Source organism: Bradyrhizobium sp. JHI2711 (assembly GCF_056156565.1).
Genome location: NZ_JBPZPT010000003.1, coordinates 966,272 through 985,803, shown reverse-complemented (window position 1 = coordinate 985,803; position 19,532 = coordinate 966,272). Strand labels below are relative to the sequence as shown.

Here is a 19,532-nt window from a genome sequence, read left to right as displayed (position 1 = left end):
CCATGTCGTCCCTAACCTCCGCCGCGCAAATTTAGGAGATGCGGCGTGGCGAAGAAGACGGCGACCAAGAAGAAAAGTGTGTTGAAGACGACGGCGAAGGCTTCGAAGAAGGGCTCCGGCCGCAAGAGCGCCGTCGCCAAGCCGGCCGGAAAGGCCGCTGCCGGCAAATCGGCGAAGCCGCGGCGCCCGAAGGGCCCGGCCTGGCAATGGTCGGCGGTTGAGACCGCGGCTGCGATCCGCTCCGGCGCCATCTCCGCGGTGGAGGCGGTGGAAGCGCATCTCGAACGAATGCGCACCGTCAATCCGAAGCTGAATGCGGTCGTCGTCGATCTCTCGGAGGAAGCACTCAAAGCGGCGCACGCGGCCGACAAGCAGCGCGCCAAAGGCGGCGAGCTCGGTCTCCTGCACGGCGTGCCGATTACGATCAAGGAAAATGTCGACTACGAGGGCCGGCCGAATTTCAACGGCGTGCCCGCCAACAAGGACCTCATTGCACCCTCCGACTCGCCCGTGGTGCGCAACCTGAAGAAATCAGGCGCGATCGTCATCGGTCTCACCAACACGCCCGAATTCTCCTTTCGCGGCTTCACCGACAATCCCCTGCATGGGCTGACGCTCAACCCCTGGGATCCCGACATCACCTGCGGCGGCTCCTCCGGGGGCGCAGGCTCGGCGGTTGCTGCGGGCATCGGCACCATCGCCCACGGCAACGACATCGGCGGCTCGCTGCGCTGGCCGGCGCATTGCAACGGCGTTGCCACCATCAAGCCGACGCAGGGCCGCATCCCCGCCTTCAACGGAAGCGCAACGTCGGAGCGGCCGATGCTGGCGCATCTGATGTCGGCGCAGGGGCCGCTCGCGCGCCATGTCGCCGACGTGCGCCTCGCTTTGGAGGTGATGAGCCAGCGCGATCCGCGCGATCCCTGGTGGGTGCCCGCGCCGCTGGTCGGCGAGCGGCCGAAGCGGCCGATCAAGGTTGCACTGGCGAAGATCCCCGAGGACATGGACGTCGATCCCTCTGTCGCCGCGGCGCTGCGCCAGGCTGCCGATCATCTCGAGCGGTCCGGCTATCGCGTCAGCGAGGTCGAGGTACCCGACATCAACGGGGTCTGGCAGACCTGGTGCGACATCATCACAAACGAGACCGTGATGATGCAGGAGGCCGCCATGCTGAAGGTCACATCCGAGGATTTTCACAAGTCCTGGGGCGGCATGAAGGCCAAGGCCAACGTGCTCGATCTCAAGGGCTGGATGCAGGCGACCGCCGCGCGCAACGGCCACATCCGCGCCTGGCAATTGTTCTTCGAGGAGTATCCGGTGGTGCTGGCGCCGACCACGGTGAAGCCGACGCCGGGCCCGCGCGAGGACACCATCAGCTCCGAGCGCGTGCGCGAGATCTTCTGGGGCGAGATCCGCTTCATCTCCGCCATCAACGTGCTGGGCCTGCCCGGCGCCGTGGTGCCGGTGGCGCTGCATGACGGCAAGCCGATCGGCGTGCAATTGATTGCCGGCCGCTATCGCGAGGATCTCGCCCTCGATGCCGCAGCCGCCATCGAGAAACGCGTCGGCGTGCTCGCGCACCGGCTGTGGGAAAGAATGGCGTAGCGGCGGGTAATTTCACCCTCTCCCCTTGTGGGAGAGGGTGGCTCGCCGCAGAGCGGTGAGACGGGTGAGGGGTATCCCTCCACGAGTTCGCGTGTGGATAGACACCCCACCTCCGGCGCTTCGCGCCACCTTCTCCCACAAGAGGAGTAGGAGCGCCACGGCGAGAGCGCGTTCGTTAATCCGCTTTAACCCGGATTTCAGCCAATCCGCGAGCAAGCATTAGGGTTACTTCCTCGATCTCTAAGCGAATTATTGTCCGCTTTACCACCCGCCTCTAACAGAGGAGCGGCGGACAACGCACATGCCTCATTCTAGGCCAATAAGTGCGGCCCGCTCCACGCGGAGGTGGCACGATGCGCAACGAGACGATCGCTATTCACGCCGGCTACGAGCCTGAAGCCACCACGCACGCAGTGGCCGTGCCGATCTACCAGACCGCGGCCTACGCCTTCGACAGCGCCGATCATGGCGCCGCCCTGTTCAATCTGGAGACCGAAGGCTTTCGTTACAGCCGCATCGCCAATCCGACCAGCGCAGTGCTGGAGAAACGCATCGCCCAGCTCGAAGGCGGCGTCGGCGCGCTCGCGGTCGCGACCGGGCAGGCAGCGCTGCATTTCGCCTTCGTCAACGTCGCCGATCACGGCGGCAACATCGTCTCCGTGCCGCAACTCTACGGCACCACGCATACGCTGCTCTCCCACATCCTGCCGCGCCAAGGCATTACCGGCCGTTTCGCCGAGAGCGACAAGCCCGAGGCGGTCGAGAAGCTAATCGACGAGAACACCCGTGCGGTGTTCGCCGAGACCATCGGCAATCCCGCCGGCAATGTCTGCGACATCGAGGCGCTGGCGAAGGTCGCGCACGCGCATGGCGTGCCGCTGATCGTCGACAACACCGTCGCCACCCCGATCCTCTTCAAGCCGTTCGACTATGGGGCCGATATCGCGGTGCATTCGCTGACCAAGTTCTTGGGCGGTCACGGCACCACGCTCGGCGGCGCCATCGTCGATTCCGGAAACTTTCCCTGGGCCGAGCACGCCGATCGCTTCCCGGCTTACAACAAGCCCGACGCCTCCTATCACGGCCTCGTCTATGCCGAGCGCTTCGGCAAGACCGCCTATATCGAGCGCGCGCGCAGCGTCTATCAGCGCACAATGGGCTCGGTGCTGTCGCCGTTCAACGCCTTCCTGCTGCTTCAGGGCATCGAGACCGTGGCGCTGCGCATGGAGCGCCATGTCGAGAACGCCCGCAAGGTCGCCGAATTCCTGCGCGGCGATCCGCGCGTGGCCTGGGTCAATTACACCGGCTTCCCGGCCAGCCCCTATTATCCCCTCGTGCAGAAGTACCTGAACGGCAACGCCTCCTCGCTATTCACCTTCGGCATCAAGGGCGGCATGGAGGCCGGCAAGGCGTTTTACGATGCGCTGAAGCTGATCACGCGCCTCGTCAATATCGGCGATGCCAAGTCGCTCGCCTGCCATCCGGCATCGACCACCCATCGCCAGATGTCGGCGGAGCAGCAGCGCGCCGCCGGCGTGCTGCCGGAGACGATCCGTCTGTCGATCGGCATCGAGCATGTCTCTGATATCATCGAGGACATCGACCAGGCGCTGGAAAAGGCCTGCCCGTCGGCGCGCCGCGAGGCTGCGGAGTAGGCGGCGCCGGCCATGACGATCTTGATCGACAAGGATCAGGTCATCGCGGGCCCGACGCTGGTGCCGGCCGCGCACGATCTCGCGCGCGATGCCGGCGCCGAACTCACCATCGGCCTCGTCAACAACATGCCGGATGCCGCGTTGAAGGCGACCGAGCGGCAGTTCATGAAGCTGCTTCTGGCCGCGGCGAGCTCGCGCCGTATCCGCTTCCACTGCTTCTCGCTTCCCAGCGTGAAGCGGTCGCCGGAAGCGAAATGGCATGTCGAGAGCGAGTATTCCAACCTTTCCGATCTCGAGCGCGGCAAGTTCGATGGGCTGATCGTGACGGGCGCAGAGCCGATCGCGCCCGAGCTCGACGGGGAGCCGTACTGGCGCGACCTCACGAACCTGATCGACTGGGCCAAGACCAACACGCGTTCGACGATCTGGTCGTGCCTTGCCGCGCATGCCGCGGTGCTGCATCTCGACAATATTGAACGGCGGCGGCTGCCGGCCAAATGTCACGGCATTTTCGATTGCGGCGTCGTGACGGACGATTTGCTGACCCGCTCTGCGCCCGCACCGCTCAAGGTGTCGCATTCACGTTTGAACGAGATCGCCGAGAGCGACCTCGTGCACGCCGGTTATCAGGTGCTGACACGCTCACAGGAGGCTGGCGTCGACGTCTTCGTTCGCCAATATGCCAGCCGCTTCGTGTTCTTCCAGGGTCACCCCGAATATGACGCGCTGTCGCTGCAGCGCGAATATCTGCGTGACATCGGCCGCTATCTCGCGCGGGAGCGGGAGACCTATCCGCGCCTGCCGGTGAGTTATTTTGACGCAGCGACTGAAGAGAAGCTGGCTCGGTTCGAGAAGAAGGCGGCGCACCAGCGCCATCCGGCGCTCAGCAACGAGCTGCCCGCGCTGAACCTGCGCGCCGATATCGGCGCTGGCGACGCGGCGGCGGTGCTCTTCCGCAATTGGCTGCGTTATCTCGGCGCGGACGCCGACGCGTCGATGTCGGTGCGCTAGCCGAAGCGCTCTTGGTTCGGCGTTAGGATTACCCGGGCGTTAGGCTTGCCTCGACCTGCGCACGAATGTTTCAGTAGAGCAAGAAGGCATCACAGGAAACGCAGTCGTGTGGTCGGCACTCCAGGGACGCGTGAGCAATCGGTTGGCCCGGCATTTCCGCGCCGCGCCGCACCGGCTGGCCGCGCATGCGGCGATGGTGAGCTTCACGTTCGACGATGCCCCCGATAGCGCCGCGGGCGAGGGCGCCGAGCTACTGGAGCGGCATGGCGGCCGCGGCACCTATTACCTCGCCGGCAGCCTGATCGGTCGGCCGTCGGAGCATTGGCACGGCCTCTCGGATGATGCGATCGTCCGGCTTCACCGCGCCGGGCACGAGATCGCCTGCCACACCTTCTCGCATCAGAGCTCGGCGACGCTCGACGAAGCCGCCATGGAGCGCGAGATCGAACGAAACCGCAGCCATCTCCGCGGCATCGATGGCTCGATCACGCTGGAGAATTTCGCCTATCCCTATGGCATCGCCTCGGTGTGGCGCAAGCCGCAGCTGACAAAGGCCTTCCGTTCCGCGCGCGGCATTCTTCCCGGCGTCAACAGCGGCGTCATCGACCTCCAATTCCTGCGCGCCTCCCCCTTGGTCGATTGCGAGATCGACGAGGCGGGCGTCGATCGCTATTTCGACGAGGCGGTCGCGAGCGGCGGCTGGCTGATCTTCTACGGCCACGACGTCAGCGACAGGCCGAGCCCCTATGGCTGCACGCCGCATCTGATGCGTCATGCGCTTGAAGCCGCCGCCAAGCGCAACATGCCGATCGTGACGGTCGCAGAAGCGCTCCGACGGATCGGGGCGTAGCCTCTTCTTCCCTTCTCCCCTTGTGGGAGAAGGTGGCGCGAAGCGCCGGATGAGGGGTATGTCTCCACAAGCTCATATCTGCGTTCGCGGATAGAACCCCTCACCCACCTCGCTTCGCGAGGCACCCTCTCCCACAAGGGGAGAGGGAAGAGTCGTGCCTCGCCTCCAAACAGTCTTGCCACAGCCACACCAGCATGCGACTGGCCTTGTGACGAATCCCACGGCCTGATCTGCTCCGCCCATGTCCGCTCCCTCCAACGCCCCACTGCCTGCGCCGGCCAACGGCGGCGATGCGCTGTCGGTGCTGCATTCGGTGTTCGGCCTGCCGGGATTTCGCGGCGCGCAGGGCGAGATCGTCCGCCACGTCACGGACGGCGGCAATTGCCTGGTCTTGATGCCGACCGGCGGCGGCAAGTCGCTGTGCTATCAGCTTCCATCCTTGCTGCGCGAAGGCTGCGGCATCGTGGTCTCGCCGTTGATCGCCTTGATGCGCGACCAGGTCGCCGGCCTGATCGAGGCCGGTGTCAATGCCGCCGCGCTGAACTCGTCGCTGACGCCGCAGGAGGCCTCCGACATCGAACGCCGCCTGCTCGCCGGCGATCTCGATCTGCTCTATGTCGCGCCGGAACGGCTGGTCACGCCGCGCTGCCTATCGCTGCTGGCGCAGGCGAAAGTGGCGCTGTTCGCGATCGACGAGGCGCATTGCGTCTCGCAATGGGGCCACGATTTCCGGCCCGAATATGTCGGCCTTTCCGTCATCGCCGAGCGCTTTCCCGACGTGCCGCGCATCGCGCTGACCGCGACCGCCGACGAGCTGACGCGCAAGGAGATCGTCGAGCGGCTGCAGCTGACGGGCGCGCCGCAGTTCGTCTCCAGCTTCGACCGGCCCAACATCCGCTATGAGATCGTCGACAAGCGCAATGCGGTGTCGCAGCTGAAGGAATTCATCCGCGAGCGCCACATGGGCGATGCCGGCGTGGTCTATTGCCTGTCGCGCAACCGCGTCGAGGAGGTCGCCGCAGCGCTTGCCGAGGCCGGCATTGCGGCGCTGCCCTACCACGCCGGGCTCGACGGGGCGGTGCGCTCGCGCAACCAGGATCGCTTCCTCAACGAGGACGGCATCGTCATCGTCGCGACCATCGCCTTCGGCATGGGCATCGACAAGCCCGACGTGCGCTTCGTCGCCCATCTCGACCTGCCCAAGAGCATCGAGGCCTATTACCAGGAGACCGGACGCGCCGGTCGTGACGGCAAGCCGTCGGCGGCGTGGATGACCTACGGCCTCTCCGACATCGTGCAGCAGCGCCGCATGATCGACGAATCGGCCGGATCGGAGGATTTCAAGCGGGTCTCGATCGGCAAGCTCGACGCGCTGGTCGGCCTCGCCGAGACGCCGCATTGCCGACGCCGGCGCCTGCTCGCCTATTTCGGCGAGATCGTGATGGGCGAGAGCTGCGGCAATTGCGACAATTGCCTGACGCCGCCGAAGATGCGCGACGGCAAGGTGCTGGCGCAGAAGCTGCTGTCCTGCGTCTATCGCACCGGGCAGCGTTTCGGCGCCATGCATTTGATCGACGTGCTGGTCGGACGCCTGACCGAGAAGGTCACACAGTTCGGTCACGACAAGCTGTCGGTGTTCGGCATTGGCCGCGAGCTCAACGAGAAGCAGTGGCGCACGGTGCTGCGGCAATTGGTGGCGACGGGCCATTTGCGCAGCGACAGCGAAGCCTACGGCGCGCTCAAGCTGACGGAGTCTTCGCGCGGCGTGCTGCGCGGCGAGACCGAGGTCTGGCTGCGCGAGGAGGCGCCCGGCACGCGGGTTCGCGCCAGCCGGGCCACGTCACGCCGCGGTGACCTCGCGCCCGCGGCGAGCGCGCCGCAAGGCGACGTCGATCCCGAATTGCGCGCGCGCCTGCGCGCCTGGCGGTCAGAGGTCGCGCGCGAACGCGGCGTGCCGGCCTATGTGGTGTTGCACGATGCCACCATCGACGGCATCGTCCGGGCCTGGCCGACCACGCTGGACGAGCTGCGCAACGTGCCGGGGATCGGCGACAAGAAGCTCGAGCACTACGGCGACGAGCTGCTGCAGATCGTGAGGACGAGGTAGGGCGAGCCAAAAACTCCCCTGTCATCCCGGACAAGCGAAGCGCAGATCCGGGATCCATAACCACAGGCCGGTGTGATGACGGCAGGCTGGCAACTGCCAGTCCTCGCAAAACGATTGCTGTGGCGTATGGGTCCCGGGCTCGCGACTTCGTCGCGCCCCGGGACGACAGCAGTGTATGACGTGCGAGTGCGCTACGCTCTCACTCACCCATTCCTGAACGCATACGCATACCCGTTCAGCGCCGGCGCGCCGCCGAGATGGGCGTAGAGGATCTTCGCGCCCTTCTCGAAATAGCCCTTCTGGGCGAGATCGATCAGGCCCTGCATCGACTTGCCCTCATAGACGGGGTCGGTGATCATGCCTTCGAGGCGCGCGGTGAGGCGGATCGCCTCCTTGGTCTCCTCCGATGGCACACCATAGGCGGGATAGGCGTAGTCCTCGATCAGCACGACGTCGTCAGTGACGAGGTCCTTGCCGAGCTCGACGAGCTTTGCCGTGTTCTGCGCGATCTCGAGCACCTGGGCCTTGGTCTGTGCCGGCGTGAACGACGCATCAATACCGATGACTTTTCGCGCACGGCCGTCCGCCGCAAACCCGACCAGCATGCCGGCATGGGTGGAGCCGGTGACGGTGCAGACGACGATGTAGTCGAACTTGAAGCCGAGCTCGGCTTCCTGCTTGCGCACCTCCTCGGCAAAGCCGACATAGCCGAGGCCGCCAAACTTATGCACGGAGGCACCGGCGGGAATGGCGTAAGGCTTGCCGCCCGCCGCCTTCACTTCCTCGATCGCCTGCTCCCAGCTCTTGCGGATGCCGATATCGAAGCCGTCGTCGACCAGGCGCACGTCGGCGCCCATGATGCGCGAGAGCATGATGTTGCCGACACGGTCATACACCGCGTCCTCGTGCGGCACCCAGGCTTCCTGCACCAGGCGGCATTTCATGCCGAGCTTGGCCGCGACCGCCGCGATCATGCGTGTGTGGTTCGATTGCACGCCGCCGATCGAGACCAGCGTATCAGCGTTGGAGGCGATCGCATCGGGGATGATGTATTCGAGCTTGCGCAGCTTGTTGCCGCCATAGGCAAGGCCGGAATTGCAGTCCTCGCGCTTGGCATAGACCTCGACATGGCCGCCGAGATGTTTTGAGAGCCGCTCCAGCTTCTCGATGGGCGTCGGGCCGAAGGTCAAAGGATAGCGCGGAAATTTGTCCAGCTTCATGGGTCATCTCGATTGGCGTTGGTGTTGGCGGCTCCCTAGCATCACGTCGGGAAAATGTGCTCTCGAATATTGCGGCCATGTTGCACGGCTTCTTGCGAAAGTCGTGATAATTGCTAACATTCCTTCCAGAACAGCACCTATTTTCGGAAGTTTCTTTCATGGCTGCCCGGCTCGACCGCACCGACCTCAAGATCTTGAGATTGCTTCAGAATAACGGTCGGCTCAGCAACGCCGAGCTGGCCGAAACGGTCGCGATCAGCCCCGCCACCTGCCATCGTCGCACCCAGCGCCTGTTCGAGGACGGCTTCATCGCCAATGTCCGCGCCATGGTCGCGCCGAAGAAGGTGGCAAAGGGCACGCTGGTGATGGTCGGGGTCGTGCTCGACCGCTCGACGCCGGAAAGCTTTGCCACCTTCGAGCAGGCCGTTGCAAAGCTGAAATTCGTGCTCGACTGCCATCTCGTCGCCGGCGATTTCGATTACTTCCTCAAGATCCGCGTCGGCGACATGGAGGATTTCAACCGCATCCACGGCGAGCAGCTGATCGCGCTCCCCGGCGTGCGCCAGACCCGGACCTTCTTCGTGATGAAGGAAGTCGTCGACAACGCGCCGCTGGAATTTTAGGCGCAGCTATTGATGCGCTATCCGCATCATGAGAGATTCGCCCGATGCAGACATTCCCCTTCCGCCAGCACAATCCGGCCGGGCCGGCCTATCGGCGCGGCTGGGTCGACGAGGCCGTGGCCGCCATCGAGGCCGACCAGTGCCGCACCGCCGACACGCATCTGATCCGGCTGATCGTGCCGGCGCTATCGGGCATCGACATCTATCTGAAGGATGAGTCCACGCATCCGACCGGCAGCCTGAAGCATCGCCTCGCGCGCTCGCTGTTCCTCTATGCGCTCTGCAACGGCCACATCCGCGAAGGCACGCCCGTGGTCGAGGCCTCGTCGGGATCAACCGCGGTGTCGGAGGCCTATTTCGCTGAGATGATCGGCGTGCCCTTCTACGCCGTGATGCCGCGCACGACCTCGGCGGAGAAGATCGCCGCGATCGAGCATTATGGCGGCAATTGCCATTTGATCGACGACGGCCGCGCGCTCTATGCGGAAGCCGCGGCACTCGCCGCCCGGCTGGACGGCCACTACATGGATCAGTTCACCTTCGCCGAGCGGGCCACCGACTGGCGCGGCAACAACAACATCGCCGAGTCCATCTTCACGCAGTTGCAGGGCGAGCCGCGGCCGATTCCGGACTGGATCGTGATGGGCGCCGGCACCGGCGGCACGTCGGCCACCATCGGACGTTATCTGCGGTATCGGCAATATCCGACCCGGCTGTGCGTCGCCGATGTCGAGCATTCCGCGTTCTTCGATTGCTTCCGCACGCTGGACCGCTCCCGTGTTTGCGACCGCCCGTCGCTGATCGAGGGCGTCGGTCGCCCCCGCTGCGAGCCGTCCTTCGTGCCCGGCGTGGTCGATCGCATGATGAAGATCCCGGATGCGGCAACGGTCGCGGCGATGAACGTGCTGTCGCGACGGCTGCGCCGTGCGGTCGGCGGCTCCACCGGCACCAACTTCCTGGCGCTGTGCCGGCTCGCCTCGGAGATGCGCCAGGCGAGCGTCACGGGATCGTTGGTGACGCTGATCTGCGATTCCGGCGAGCGCTACCGGCAGACCTATTACGAGCCCGCTTGGCTCGCCGCGCGCGGCCTCGATCCGGCGCCGTTCGAGGCGGCGCTGTCGTCGTTCCTCGCCACAGGTGAGCCACTGGCGCTGGACGTCGACGACGTGGTCAATCCTCAAAGCCTGCAAAACCCCACGGCGTCATAGCGAGATCTGCCTGGCATTTGCGAAATCGCACGGTCGTCACGGCAACTTCACTTGCCTTGCGCAGGCATGCAGGTGACGGTTGCGTCTTCTCAACGAGGAGACCCTACCGTGCGCCTTCCCATTCTCGATCCGAAAGAGCTAACCGACGAACAGAAGCCGCTCTATGACGACATGCGGGCCGGCATGAAGGACCACTTCAAGGGTTTTGTGAACATGCGCGAGGACGGCGCGCTGCTCGGGCCCTGGAATCCCTGGATCCGCGAGCCGCGCTTCGGCAAGCCGGTGTGGGAGCTGGTCAAGGCGATTGCGTCGAACCCGCTGCTGCCCGCGGCCGTACGCGAGGTCGCGATCCTCGTCACCGGCTCGCATTTCCGCTCCGGTTACGAGCTCTACGCTCATGTGCTGGTGGCCGAGCAGCGTGGCCTCTCCGACGAGAAGCTCGCGACCATCGTTGCCGGCCAGCGGCCGGTGGACCTCACCAAGCAGGAAGCCGTCGCCTACGACATGGCTTCGGCACTGGTCAGCGGCGGCGTGCTGCCGGAGCTGACTTGGCGTGCGGCGGTGAAGGAATTCGGCGAGCACGGCGCGGCCGAGCTGTCCTATCTCGTCGGCGTCTACTGCATGGTCTCGGTCACGCTCAACACCTTCGACGTGCCGGTGCCTGACTAGTTGCGCACGGCGTAGAGCGGTGTGCGCAACGTGACCTGATAGGACGGCTTCGGCATCCAGGCGATCTGCGCGGTGATGCCGAACAGGCGGTTGTCGTTGTCGTCCATGCGATCGAGGTCGAGCCGCATGACCGGCTGGGTGAAGGATTCCGCGAGCGTCCGGCCCGCGAGCTGCGCGCCGCCGAACGACTGCATGCCGAGGCGCCCGGTGAACTTCCAGTTGCTCGGCCATTGATAGTAGCCGCCGGCATAGAGGATCGTGTTCGGCCGGATCGTGGCGAACGGGCTGGCGATGGTGACGGTGGTGTATTGCAGGCCGGCGAGCCAGCCCCGTGTCTCGTCCTCGTCGACCGCGTAGTCGAATTCCACGATGTTGTTGAAGGAATTCGTCATGCCCTGCTCGTTGGGCACCGACTGCGTCAGGGTCGATTGCACCGTGATGGTCGGGATCTTCCCGCCATTCTGCTGGTAGAGATCGGCCTGCACGCCGATGTTCCAGCTCGTGATGTCGAAGGACGACCAGCCGCCGCCGATATCCGTCGTCGTGCCGGATACGCCGCCGTAGAGCGAAACGCGGTCGCTGACGTCGACGGTCAGCGGCAGGTCGATCGCAATCGATTTCGCGGCCGGCAGTCCATTCCGCAGCGACGTGCCTCGTTGCGCCGCCAGGGCTTGGAATGCGGCTGACAGCGAGGTGTTGCCGAAGCCGAGCGCGAGCGTGCCTGCGGGGATCGTCGCATAGATGGTGCGGAGATCGAGATAGATGTTCGGGACGATCGGCTTTGCGGGCTCGTCCTCCTCATCGTCGGCGGCGAAGGCGCCGCCTGCCGGGACCGCGAGACACAGCAGTCCCGCCGCGGCAGCGCGCAACGCACGACGGGATTGGCTGCGAAGAGGCACGTGACGATCCGACGCGTGGCGATTTGAGGGTGGAACCGTTGTTAGATGGAACGTGATCGCGCGCTTGGTCAAGCGCTATCCGCAAGCGATGGACGGCGCGGATGTGCGCGGTTACCCTGGCGTGATCGCACTGACACACTCGCCCGCCACAGTGCAGGCCGAAGAATGGAGGAGACAGCCATGAACACGTCACGCCGCATCCTGCTCACCGGTCTGGCGGGGCTTGCCGTTACTCCCGGTGCTGCGGTGGCTGCTGCACCCATAGCCGAGCCCGGCAAGGCGACTGTTGCGGAGGAACGTTTCGCGCGCACGATTGCGGCGGCGCATGCGCCCGACCGCACCTGCGCATGGCAGGCGGAGCATTATGCGGAAGCGCACTGGCCGGAATATGTCGCGGCGGCGCGCGCGGTGATCGGCGCGCGCGTATGATTGACGCTGTCAGGTCTTCACCGCGCGCCGCACCTGTTCGCCGATTTGCGACAGCACGAGCTGTGCCTGCGGCAGGATTGCGCCCATGGCGTGGAAATTGTGAACCATGCCATCGTGGCAGACATGCTCGACCGCGACCCCCGCGGCGAGCAGCTTGCGGGCATAGGCATTGCCCTCGTCACGCATCGGGTCATATTCGGCGGTGTGGATGATTGCGGTCGGCAGGCCCGTGAGGCGTGTTGCGCGCAAGGGAGAGACGCGGGGATCGGCGGTATCGATGCCGTCAGGCAGATAATCGGAAAGATCGGCTTCGATCGTGGCGCGATCGATCAGATGGCCCTCGGCAAAGGCTTCGCGCGAAGGCGAGGTTTCCTCGAAATCCAGCACCGGGCAGATCAGGCACTGCGCGGCGATGGAGAGGCCAGCGGTCTGCGCCGCATTCTGGCACACGATCGCCGCGAGTGTGGCGCCGGCGGAATCGCCGCCGACCACAAGGCGGTCCGCGTCGATGCCGAGCGATGCCGCCTCGCGCGCCACCCATTCGGTGGCGGCGATCGCGTCGTCGACCGCGGCGGGGAATCTGTGCTCCGGCGCGAGCCGGTAATCGACCGACACGAGGCGGCAGCCGGTGGCATGCGCCAGCGCCGCGGCGATGCGCTCGTGCGTGGCAATGCTGCCGGCGACGAGCCCGCCGCCATGAAAGAACACGAAGCCCGGTGCGGGCGCTTCAGTGCCTGCCGGCGCGTACAGGCGATAGGGCAGCTCGCCGCCGGGACCGGGCAGCCTGCCGTCGGAGGTCGTCACATCCGGCGCCTCGGCCCGGGCGAACTGCATCAGCTTTGCCAGCGATTGCCGCCGCACCTCCACACTCGGGCGGCTCCGCGCCTGCGGCGCAGCCGCAGCCATCATGGTCAACAAACGCTTTGCGAGCGGATCCAGCGGCATGGATTCTTCCTTCTCCCCTTGTGGGAGAAGGTGGCGCGCAGCGCCGGATGAGGGGTTTTCTCCGCAGGTGAGTTCGCGGATGGATACCCCTCACCCGTCTCGCCGCTACGCGGCGAGCCACCTCTCCCACAAGGGGAGAGGGTAACTCACCATTTCCTCGCAGCAAATCGTTTAGAAATTGGGACAATAGTGCCGGATCGTTCGAAAAGGAGGCCGGTCATGGCCGAGATCAAGAAGCCCATCGACTACTCGCCGAGCTGGACCTTCTTCGAGGGCAAATGGCACGAGGGCAACGTGCCGATCATGGGGCCGCGCACCCATGCGGCCTGGCTCGGCTCGATCGTGTTCGACGGCGCTCGCGCTTTCGAGGGCGTAGCACCGGATCTCGACCGTCACGTCGCCCGCGCCAATCAATCCGCGATCAGTTTCGGCCTGAAGCCGGTGGTCGATACCGACACTTGGCTGTCGCTCGCGAACGAAGGCATCGCGCGCTTTGCCGGAAATGCCGAGCTCTATATCCGTCCGATGTACTGGGCGCAGAACGGAAGCGGCGGCGGCGTGCTGTTCGACCCCGAGACCACCAATTGGTGCCTGTGCATCTACGAAGCGCCGATGCCAAAGCCCGTCGGCAACGCGATCACCTTGTCGCCGTTTCGTAGGCCGACGGCCGAATGCGCGCCGGTCGAAGCCAAGGCCGCCTGCCTCTACCCGAACAATTCGCGCGCACTCGCCGAAGCTGCCTCGCGCGGCTTCCAGAACGCGCTGATGCTCGACATGCTCGGCAACGTCGCCGAGTTCGGCAATTCCAACGTGTTCATGGCCAGGGACGGCGTGGTGTTCACGCCGGTGCCGAACGGCACCTTCCTCAACGGCATCACGCGCCGGCGCGTCATCAGCCTGCTTCGCGCCGACGGCGTCACCGTGGTCGAGAAGACGCTGCGCTACGCCGATTTCCTGACCGCCGACGAGATCTTTTCGACCGGCAATTTCGCCAAGGTCGCGCCCGTGATCCGCATCGACGAGCGCGAGCTGAAGCCGGGCCCGTTCTACGCCAAGGCGCGCAAGCTCTACTGGGACTTTGCGCATGCCGTGAAGATGGCGGCTTGATCCGGAGTCTCTGTCGTCATGCCGGGTCAAGCCCGGCCATGACGAGAACTATTTCTGCCGCCGAAACCGGCTGAACTGAAACGCCTGCGTCGAATGCCACGGCGTGTGGTGCGTCTCGCTGCGCGTCTCGACCAGTTTAAATTCCGGCCCGAGCTCCGCTGCAAGGCTGGTGCTGTCATGGCGCTGCACCGGCAGGCCGCTGCATTTCTCGGGACCGTCGGGTGCAAACGTCGCAATGATGACGTGGCCGCCAGGTCTGACCGCCGACCGCAGGCGCTCCCCGTAAGCGACCCTGTCGCGCGGGTCAGTCAGGAAGTGAAACGCTGCGCGATCGTGCCAGACATCGTAGGTCCTGGTCGGACGCCACGTCGTGGCATCGGCGACGATCCAGTCGACCGTCGAAGCGGCCGGACCGATGCGCTTCTTCGCCGCCGCGAGCGCATTGGCAGAAAGATCCAGCACGGCGATGTCGCGATAGCCGTCCTGCAACAGCGCATCGACCAGGCGCGATGCGCCGCCGCCGACATCGATGATGGTCGTGTCGCGATCGGAGCCGGCTGCGCGAATCATCGCGAGCGAGATCGCGGGGCTATCCTGATACCAGCTGACCTCGGCCTCGCCCTTGGTGGCGTAGACATGGTCCCAATGGTTGCTTCGGTCAGACGTGGCTCGCCCTCCCGCGTACAGGGGCCGGCGCGAATGAAAGACTATTCGTCCTTCTTCGACATCCGCTCGAGGCGCTCCTGCATTTCCTTCATCTGCTGGCGCAGCTCGTCGATGTTGCTGTCCTTCGGCGCCTCGGCATTCGCATCGGGCTCCGGCTCGGGGCTGGCCGCCGGACGGGGCGCAGCGAACGGCTTGAACATCGAGAAGGTCTGCTGGAACAGCTCCATGTTGCGGCGGACTTGCTCTTCCAACGGAGCAAAAGGAGTGCCGGACAGCGTATTGGCGATCTGCTTGCGGAACTTCTCCTGCTCCTGGGTCAGGGTTGCGATCGACTGCTCCAGATATTTCGGCACCACCATCTGCATGCTGTCGCCATAGAAGCGGATCAGCTGGCGAAGGAAGGTGGTCGGCAACAGGTTCTGGCCGGCCTTGTTCTCCTGCTCGAAGATGATCTGGGCGAGCACGGAGCGGGTGATGTCGTCGCCGGTCTTGGCGTCATAGACCAGGAAGTCTTCGCCGTCCTTGACCATCGCGGCGAGGTCTTCGAGCGTCACATAGGTGCTCGTTCCGGTGTTATAGAGCCGGCGGTTCGCGTATTTCTTGATTGTGGTGGGTTGGTCTGATTTCGCCATGGGCTCTCACTTGCAAACGCGGAGAACGGGAACCTGTCGGGCAATGCCGCAGGGCGGGAAGAGTACGCAACGCAACAAAATAAGCATTTTCAAAGGGCTCACGCTACCGTTTTGTGCGGCACGGTTAATTGCAGAGCAAAATCCTGCTTGCGAAAACGCCAAGAACGCTATTTTGAATGCGCTGCGGTATGAATTCGGGCCCCGGCCGATTGACATGCCTCAACGACGTTAACAGGATGGCTGACGAGACTGGCGATCGCTTTCCAGCCCGCCTGCCCCCTTCACAAGAACCTCAAGCCCCAGGAGATGCCCATGTCAGACGATGTCGTCATCGTCAGCGCCGCCCGCACCCCGGTCGGAAGCTTCAACGGAGCGTTCGCGACCCTTCCCGCCCATGACCTCGGCGCCGTTGCCATCAAGGCCGCGCTGGAGCGCGCCGGCATCGAGCCCGGCCGGGTCTCCGAAGTGATCATGGGTCAGATCCTGACCGCCGCCCAAGGCCAGAACCCGGCCCGCCAGGCGTCGATCGGCGCCGGCATTCCGGTGGAGAGCCCGGCTTGGGGCGTCAATCAGCTGTGCGGCTCGGGCCTGCGCACGGTTGCGCTCGGCTACCAGGCGCTGCTCAACGGCGATTCCGAGATCGTGGTCGCCGGCGGGCAGGAATCGATGAGCATGGCCCCGCACGCCCAGCATCTGCGCGGCGGCGTGAAGATGGGCGGCCTGGAGCTGGTCGACACCATGATCAAGGACGGCCTGTGGGATGCCTTCAACGGCTACCACATGGGCAACACCGCCGAGAACGTCGCGCGGCAATGGCAGATCACCCGTGCCCAGCAGGACGAGTTCGCCGTGGCCTCGCAGCAGAAGGCCGAGGCGGCGCAGAAGGCCGGCAAGTTCAACGACGAGATCGTCCCCGTCACCATCAAGACCCGCAAGGGCGACGTCGTCGTCAGCGCCGACGAATATCCGCGCCATGGCGCCACGCTCGACGCGATGGCCAAGCTCAAGCCCGCCTTCGAGAAGGATGGCACGGTGACCGCGGGCTCGGCCTCGGGCATCAACGACGGCGCTGCCGCCGTGGTGCTGATGACCGCCAAGCAGGCCGCCAAGGAAGGCAAGAAGCCGCTCGCGCGGATCGTGTCCTGGGCGCAGGCCGGCGTCGATCCGAAGATCATGGGCTCGGGCCCGATCCCGGCCTCGCGCGCGGCGCTGAAGAAGGCCGGCTGGAGCGTCGGTGATCTCGATTTGATCGAGGCCAACGAAGCCTTCGCGGCACAGGCCTGCGCGGTCAACAAGGATCTCGGCTGGGACACCTCCAAGGTCAACGTCAACGGCGGCGCGATCGCCATCGGCCATCCGGTTGGCGCGTCCGGCGCACGCGTGCTGGTGACGCTGCTGCACGAGATGCAGAAGCGCGATTCGAAGAAGGGCCTGGCCACGCTGTGCATCGGCGGCGGCATGGGCATCGCCATGTGTGTGGCGCGCGACTGATCTTACGCGCAGCTGACGGGTGCGCCGCACACGTCAGCGCGTGCGTTGCACGCGACTAAAAAGGCAGCGGTTGCAAATCAAATATTCTTCGCAACCCGACAAGCCTCGACTAAAGAAAAACGCCCGGCTCGATGCCGGGCGTTTTGTTCTTGATGTCCGTCAAACCAACCGCATAATCCGTAGCTAAAAAGCGATCACGTCAGAAAAGTCCGAAGCGTCCAAGGAAGAGGGAAGGAATACGACATGGCACGTGTTGCATTGGTGACGGGTGGTACGCGGGGCATCGGTGCTGCGATCAGCAAGGCGCTGCAGGCCGCCGGCTACAAGGTTGCGGCGAGCTATGCCGGCAACGACGCTGCCGCGGAGAAATTCAAGGCCGAGACCGGCATTGCGGTTTACAAGTGGGACGTCAGCAGTTTCGAGGCCTGCGCCGAGGGCGTGAAGAAGGTCGAGGCCGAGGTCGGCCCGGTCGACGTGCTGGTCAACAATGCCGGCATCACCAAGGACGGTGCCTTCCACAAGATGACGCTTGAGCAGTGGAACGCCGTCATCAACACCAATCTCGGTTCGCTGTTCAACATGTCGCGCCAGGTGATCGAAGGCATGCGCGGGCGCAAGTTCGGTCGCATCATCAACATTTCCTCGATCAACGGCCAGAAGGGGCAGTTCGGACAGGTCAACTACTCCGCAGCGAAAGCCGGCGAGATCGGTTTCACCAAGGCCCTGGCGCTGGAGAACGCCAAGGGCGGCATCACCGTGAATGCGATCTGTCCCGGCTACATCAATACCGAGATGGTGCAGGCAGTGCCGAAGGACGTGCTGGAGAAGGCGATCCTGCCGCTGATTCCGATCGGCCGTCTCGGCGAGCCCGAAGAGATCGCGCGTGCCGTCGTGTTCCTCGCCGCGGATGAAGCCGGCGCCATCACCGGCTCGACGCTCTCGGTCAACGGCGGCCAGTACATGGTGTGATGCGATCGCATCACGCAGGCTGATATTGTCCACATCGTCATGCCCGGGCTTGTCCCGGGCATCCACGGCCTTACAACAGCCGTCGCCACGGAAGAACGTGGATGGCCGGGACAAGCCCGGCCATGACGGAAACATTGGGCCAATGACTCCCCGCACTGCCACGCTGATCGGTCTGACCGCGATCCTGATGTGGTCGCTGCTGTCGGTGATGACGGTGGCGACCGGAAAGATCCCGGCGTTTCAGCTCGCTGCGATGACCTTCGCGATCGGCGGTGTCGTCGGCCTGCTCACCTGGATCGGTCGGAGCGAGGCGGCGAGAAGCTTGCGGCAACCGCTCGCGGTCTGGATCGTCGGCGTCGGCGGCCTGTTTGGCTATCACGCGCTGTATTTCCTCGCGCTGCGCTTCGCCCCGCCGGCCGAAGCCGGCCTTCTGAATTACCTGTGGCCGCTCTTGATCGTGCTGTTCTCGTCCTTCCTGCCGGGCGAGCGGCTGGCGGCGCACCACATCATCGGCGCCGTGCTCGGCCTCGTCGGCACGGTGCTGCTGTTCGCCGGCAACACCAGCGGTTTTGCGCCTGGAGCTGTGCCGGGTCTCATCGCGGCCTTCATCGCGGCGTTCGTCTGGGCGACCTATTCGGTGCTGTCGCGCCGGTTGAAAGCGGTGCCGACCGATGCGGTCGCGGGCTTCTGTCTTGCCACGGCAATATTGGCCGCGCTGATGCATGGCCTGCTTGAAGCCACGGTCTGGCCGGAGACCACGGTGCAATGGCTCTCGGTCATCGCACTCGGCATCGGCCCGGTCGGTGCCGCGTTCTACGCCTGGGACATCGGCATGAAGCGCGGCGACATCCGTGTGCTCGGCGCCGCCTCCTACGCGACGCCATTGCTCTCGACGGGATTCCTCATCGCTGCCGGTTTCGCCAAGGCCAGCGCCAACATCGCCCTTGCTGCGATCCTCATTGCCGGGGGCGGCCTGATCGCGGCCAAGGACATGGTGCTGCGGAAGCGATGATTGGAGCGGAGCTACGGCTCCCAGCCGGACGGCGCGAGCTCGAAGCCTGCGAACTCGAATGCGGGCGCCACGGTGCAGCCGACCAGCGTCCACTCGCCGGTGGTTTCCGCCATCTGCCAGGCCAGCGCAGGCACGATCGCCTGCGGCCGCTCACCGCCGCCGAGGTCGGCGCCGAGCCGCACCTCGTGCTGCGAGCAGCCGTCATGGGCGATGCGCAGCGTCAAGGGGCTGCCGGCGTAATAGTGCCACGTCTCCACCGCATCGACGCGATGCCAGTGCGAACGCTCGCCGCGCGCGAGCAGGAAGTAGATCAGCGTCGAGCGCGAACGCCCGTTGGCGTCCGTGCTCTGGTCGCGAAACGTCTCGCGATAATGTCCGCCTTCCGGATGCGGGCGGAGCTCGAGGCGGGCGATGATCTCGGCTGCGGTCGGCAT

Annotated in this window: 19 protein-coding genes; 13 read left to right on the top strand and 6 right to left on the bottom strand. The window is 65.1% G+C overall.

Annotated features, from left to right (window positions below; genetic code table 11):
- The first annotated feature begins 45 nt into the window (after positions 1-45).
- The 5 genes from ACTEK7_RS26945 to recQ all read left to right on the top strand — a co-directional run bounded on the left by ACTEK7_RS26945 (position 46) and on the right by recQ (position 7,228).
- Positions 46-1,605, top strand: coding sequence for an amidase family protein (locus tag ACTEK7_RS26945; RefSeq protein ID WP_225148652.1), 1,560 nt, complete (start codon positions 46-48; stop codon positions 1,603-1,605).
- Positions 1,606-1,958: 353 nt separating this feature from the next.
- Positions 1,959-3,260 (top strand): O-acetylhomoserine aminocarboxypropyltransferase/cysteine synthase family protein, encoded by a 1,302-nt coding sequence (locus tag ACTEK7_RS26940; RefSeq protein WP_225148653.1) that lies wholly within the window; start codon positions 1,959-1,961, stop codon positions 3,258-3,260.
- A 12-nt stretch (positions 3,261-3,272) separates the two neighbouring features.
- On the top strand, positions 3,273-4,271 hold the full coding sequence (metA, locus tag ACTEK7_RS26935) for a homoserine O-succinyltransferase MetA (protein ID WP_225148654.1): 999 nt from the start codon (positions 3,273-3,275) through the stop codon (positions 4,269-4,271).
- A gap of 106 nt (positions 4,272-4,377) precedes the next feature.
- The gene (locus tag ACTEK7_RS26930; protein ID WP_345944129.1) at positions 4,378-5,121 is read left to right on the top strand and encodes a polysaccharide deacetylase family protein; all 744 of its coding nucleotides are present in this window, start codon (positions 4,378-4,380) and stop codon (positions 5,119-5,121) included.
- 241 nt (positions 5,122-5,362) lie between these two features.
- Complete coding sequence (gene recQ, locus ACTEK7_RS26925) at positions 5,363-7,228, top strand: DNA helicase RecQ (RefSeq protein ID WP_225148656.1); 1,866 nt, start codon at positions 5,363-5,365, stop codon at positions 7,226-7,228.
- A gap of 203 nt (positions 7,229-7,431) precedes the next feature.
- Here the strand turns inward: recQ and ACTEK7_RS26920 are convergent, their stop codons facing one another.
- Positions 7,432-8,448 (bottom strand): 1-aminocyclopropane-1-carboxylate deaminase, encoded by a 1,017-nt coding sequence (locus ACTEK7_RS26920; RefSeq protein ID WP_225148657.1) that lies wholly within the window; start codon positions 8,446-8,448, stop codon positions 7,432-7,434.
- A 158-nt stretch (positions 8,449-8,606) separates the two neighbouring features.
- On the opposite strand from ACTEK7_RS26920, the gene ACTEK7_RS26915 reads away from it, so the two are divergent.
- The 3 genes from ACTEK7_RS26915 to ACTEK7_RS26905 all read left to right on the top strand — a co-directional run bounded on the left by ACTEK7_RS26915 (position 8,607) and on the right by ACTEK7_RS26905 (position 10,948).
- Complete coding sequence (locus ACTEK7_RS26915) at positions 8,607-9,071, top strand: Lrp/AsnC family transcriptional regulator (protein WP_057030169.1); 465 nt, start codon at positions 8,607-8,609, stop codon at positions 9,069-9,071.
- A gap of 44 nt (positions 9,072-9,115) precedes the next feature.
- Complete coding sequence (locus ACTEK7_RS26910) at positions 9,116-10,279, top strand: PLP-dependent cysteine synthase family protein (RefSeq protein ID WP_109141754.1); 1,164 nt, start codon at positions 9,116-9,118, stop codon at positions 10,277-10,279.
- A 108-nt stretch (positions 10,280-10,387) separates the two neighbouring features.
- Positions 10,388-10,948, top strand: a complete 561-nt coding sequence (locus ACTEK7_RS26905) for a carboxymuconolactone decarboxylase family protein (RefSeq protein WP_036014759.1) — start codon at positions 10,388-10,390, stop codon at positions 10,946-10,948.
- On the opposite strand, the gene ACTEK7_RS26900 is transcribed toward ACTEK7_RS26905, so the two are convergent.
- Entirely contained in the window at positions 10,945-11,817 is an 873-nt protein-coding gene (locus ACTEK7_RS26900; RefSeq protein WP_249786634.1) for a hypothetical protein, read from the bottom strand. The two genes, ACTEK7_RS26905 and ACTEK7_RS26900, sit on opposite strands and share 4 nt — an antisense overlap.
- Before the next feature lie 210 nt (positions 11,818-12,027).
- Between ACTEK7_RS26900 and ACTEK7_RS26895 the strand changes: the two genes are divergently transcribed.
- A complete protein-coding gene (locus ACTEK7_RS26895; RefSeq protein WP_036014770.1) occupies positions 12,028-12,276 on the top strand; it encodes a hypothetical protein in 249 nt (82 codons plus the stop codon).
- Positions 12,277-12,285: 9 nt separating this feature from the next.
- Here the strand turns inward: ACTEK7_RS26895 and ACTEK7_RS26890 are convergent, their stop codons facing one another.
- Positions 12,286-13,221: an alpha/beta hydrolase gene (locus ACTEK7_RS26890; protein ID WP_225137172.1), complete on the bottom strand. Its 936-nt coding sequence runs from the start codon at positions 13,219-13,221 to the stop codon at positions 12,286-12,288.
- Positions 13,222-13,440: 219 nt separating this feature from the next.
- Here ACTEK7_RS26890 and ACTEK7_RS26885 point away from each other — a divergent pair, with 219 nt between their 5' ends.
- Positions 13,441-14,328: a branched-chain amino acid aminotransferase gene (locus ACTEK7_RS26885; RefSeq protein ID WP_225148659.1), complete on the top strand. Its 888-nt coding sequence runs from the start codon at positions 13,441-13,443 to the stop codon at positions 14,326-14,328.
- Positions 14,329-14,376: 48 nt separating this feature from the next.
- Here ACTEK7_RS26885 and ACTEK7_RS26880 read toward each other — a convergent pair whose 3' ends face one another.
- A complete protein-coding gene (locus ACTEK7_RS26880) occupies positions 14,377-14,898 on the bottom strand; it encodes a class I SAM-dependent methyltransferase (RefSeq protein ID WP_345944130.1) in 522 nt (173 codons plus the stop codon).
- Positions 14,899-15,035: 137 nt separating this feature from the next.
- Complete coding sequence (phaR, locus tag ACTEK7_RS26875) at positions 15,036-15,626, bottom strand: polyhydroxyalkanoate synthesis repressor PhaR (protein WP_036014750.1); 591 nt, start codon at positions 15,624-15,626, stop codon at positions 15,036-15,038.
- Positions 15,627-15,938: 312 nt separating this feature from the next.
- On the opposite strand from phaR, the gene ACTEK7_RS26870 reads away from it, so the two are divergent.
- The 3 genes from ACTEK7_RS26870 (at position 15,939) to yddG (ending at position 19,098) form a co-directional block, all read left to right on the top strand.
- Positions 15,939-17,117: an acetyl-CoA C-acetyltransferase gene (locus ACTEK7_RS26870; RefSeq protein WP_036026194.1), complete on the top strand. Its 1,179-nt coding sequence runs from the start codon at positions 15,939-15,941 to the stop codon at positions 17,115-17,117.
- A gap of 243 nt (positions 17,118-17,360) precedes the next feature.
- Positions 17,361-18,086, top strand: coding sequence for an acetoacetyl-CoA reductase (phbB, locus tag ACTEK7_RS26865; RefSeq protein ID WP_225148660.1), 726 nt, complete (start codon positions 17,361-17,363; stop codon positions 18,084-18,086).
- Between the two features lie 142 nt (positions 18,087-18,228).
- Positions 18,229-19,098 carry an aromatic amino acid exporter YddG gene (gene yddG / locus ACTEK7_RS26860; protein WP_057030162.1) on the top strand — a complete coding sequence of 290 codons (870 nt, stop codon included), beginning with the start codon at positions 18,229-18,231 and terminating at the stop codon, positions 19,096-19,098.
- Positions 19,099-19,109: 11 nt separating this feature from the next.
- Here the strand turns inward: yddG and ACTEK7_RS26855 are convergent, their stop codons facing one another.
- Positions 19,110-19,532 (bottom strand): cupin domain-containing protein, encoded by a 423-nt coding sequence (locus tag ACTEK7_RS26855; RefSeq protein ID WP_057030161.1) that lies wholly within the window; start codon positions 19,530-19,532, stop codon positions 19,110-19,112.

Bases quoted from the DNA above. Each gene is read 5' to 3' on its own strand.
- ACTEK7_RS26895 (WP_036014770.1), top strand. From the start codon at position 12,028: ATGAACACGTCACGCCGCATCCTGCTCACCGGTCTGGCGGGGCTTGCC.
- ACTEK7_RS26920 (WP_225148657.1), bottom strand. From the start codon at position 8,448: ATGAAGCTGGACAAATTTCCGCGCTATCCTTTGACCTTCGGCCCGACG.
- ACTEK7_RS26855 (WP_057030161.1), bottom strand. From the start codon at position 19,532: ATGCCGACCGCAGCCGAGATCATCGCCCGCCTCGAGCTCCGCCCGCAT.
- yddG (WP_057030162.1), top strand. From the start codon at position 18,229: ATGACTCCCCGCACTGCCACGCTGATCGGTCTGACCGCGATCCTGATG.
- ACTEK7_RS26910 (WP_109141754.1), top strand. From the start codon at position 9,116: ATGCAGACATTCCCCTTCCGCCAGCACAATCCGGCCGGGCCGGCCTAT.
- metA (WP_225148654.1), top strand. From the start codon at position 3,273: ATGACGATCTTGATCGACAAGGATCAGGTCATCGCGGGCCCGACGCTG.
- phbB (WP_225148660.1), top strand. From the start codon at position 17,361: ATGGCACGTGTTGCATTGGTGACGGGTGGTACGCGGGGCATCGGTGCT.
- ACTEK7_RS26915 (WP_057030169.1), top strand. From the start codon at position 8,607: ATGGCTGCCCGGCTCGACCGCACCGACCTCAAGATCTTGAGATTGCTT.
- ACTEK7_RS26870 (WP_036026194.1), top strand. From the start codon at position 15,939: ATGTCAGACGATGTCGTCATCGTCAGCGCCGCCCGCACCCCGGTCGGA.
- recQ (WP_225148656.1), top strand. From the start codon at position 5,363: ATGTCCGCTCCCTCCAACGCCCCACTGCCTGCGCCGGCCAACGGCGGC.
- ACTEK7_RS26880 (WP_345944130.1), bottom strand. From the start codon at position 14,898: ATGATTCGCGCAGCCGGCTCCGATCGCGACACGACCATCATCGATGTC.
- phaR (WP_036014750.1), bottom strand. From the start codon at position 15,626: ATGGCGAAATCAGACCAACCCACCACAATCAAGAAATACGCGAACCGC.
- ACTEK7_RS26940 (WP_225148653.1), top strand. From the start codon at position 1,959: ATGCGCAACGAGACGATCGCTATTCACGCCGGCTACGAGCCTGAAGCC.
- ACTEK7_RS26890 (WP_225137172.1), bottom strand. From the start codon at position 13,221: ATGCCGCTGGATCCGCTCGCAAAGCGTTTGTTGACCATGATGGCTGCG.
- ACTEK7_RS26885 (WP_225148659.1), top strand. From the start codon at position 13,441: ATGGCCGAGATCAAGAAGCCCATCGACTACTCGCCGAGCTGGACCTTC.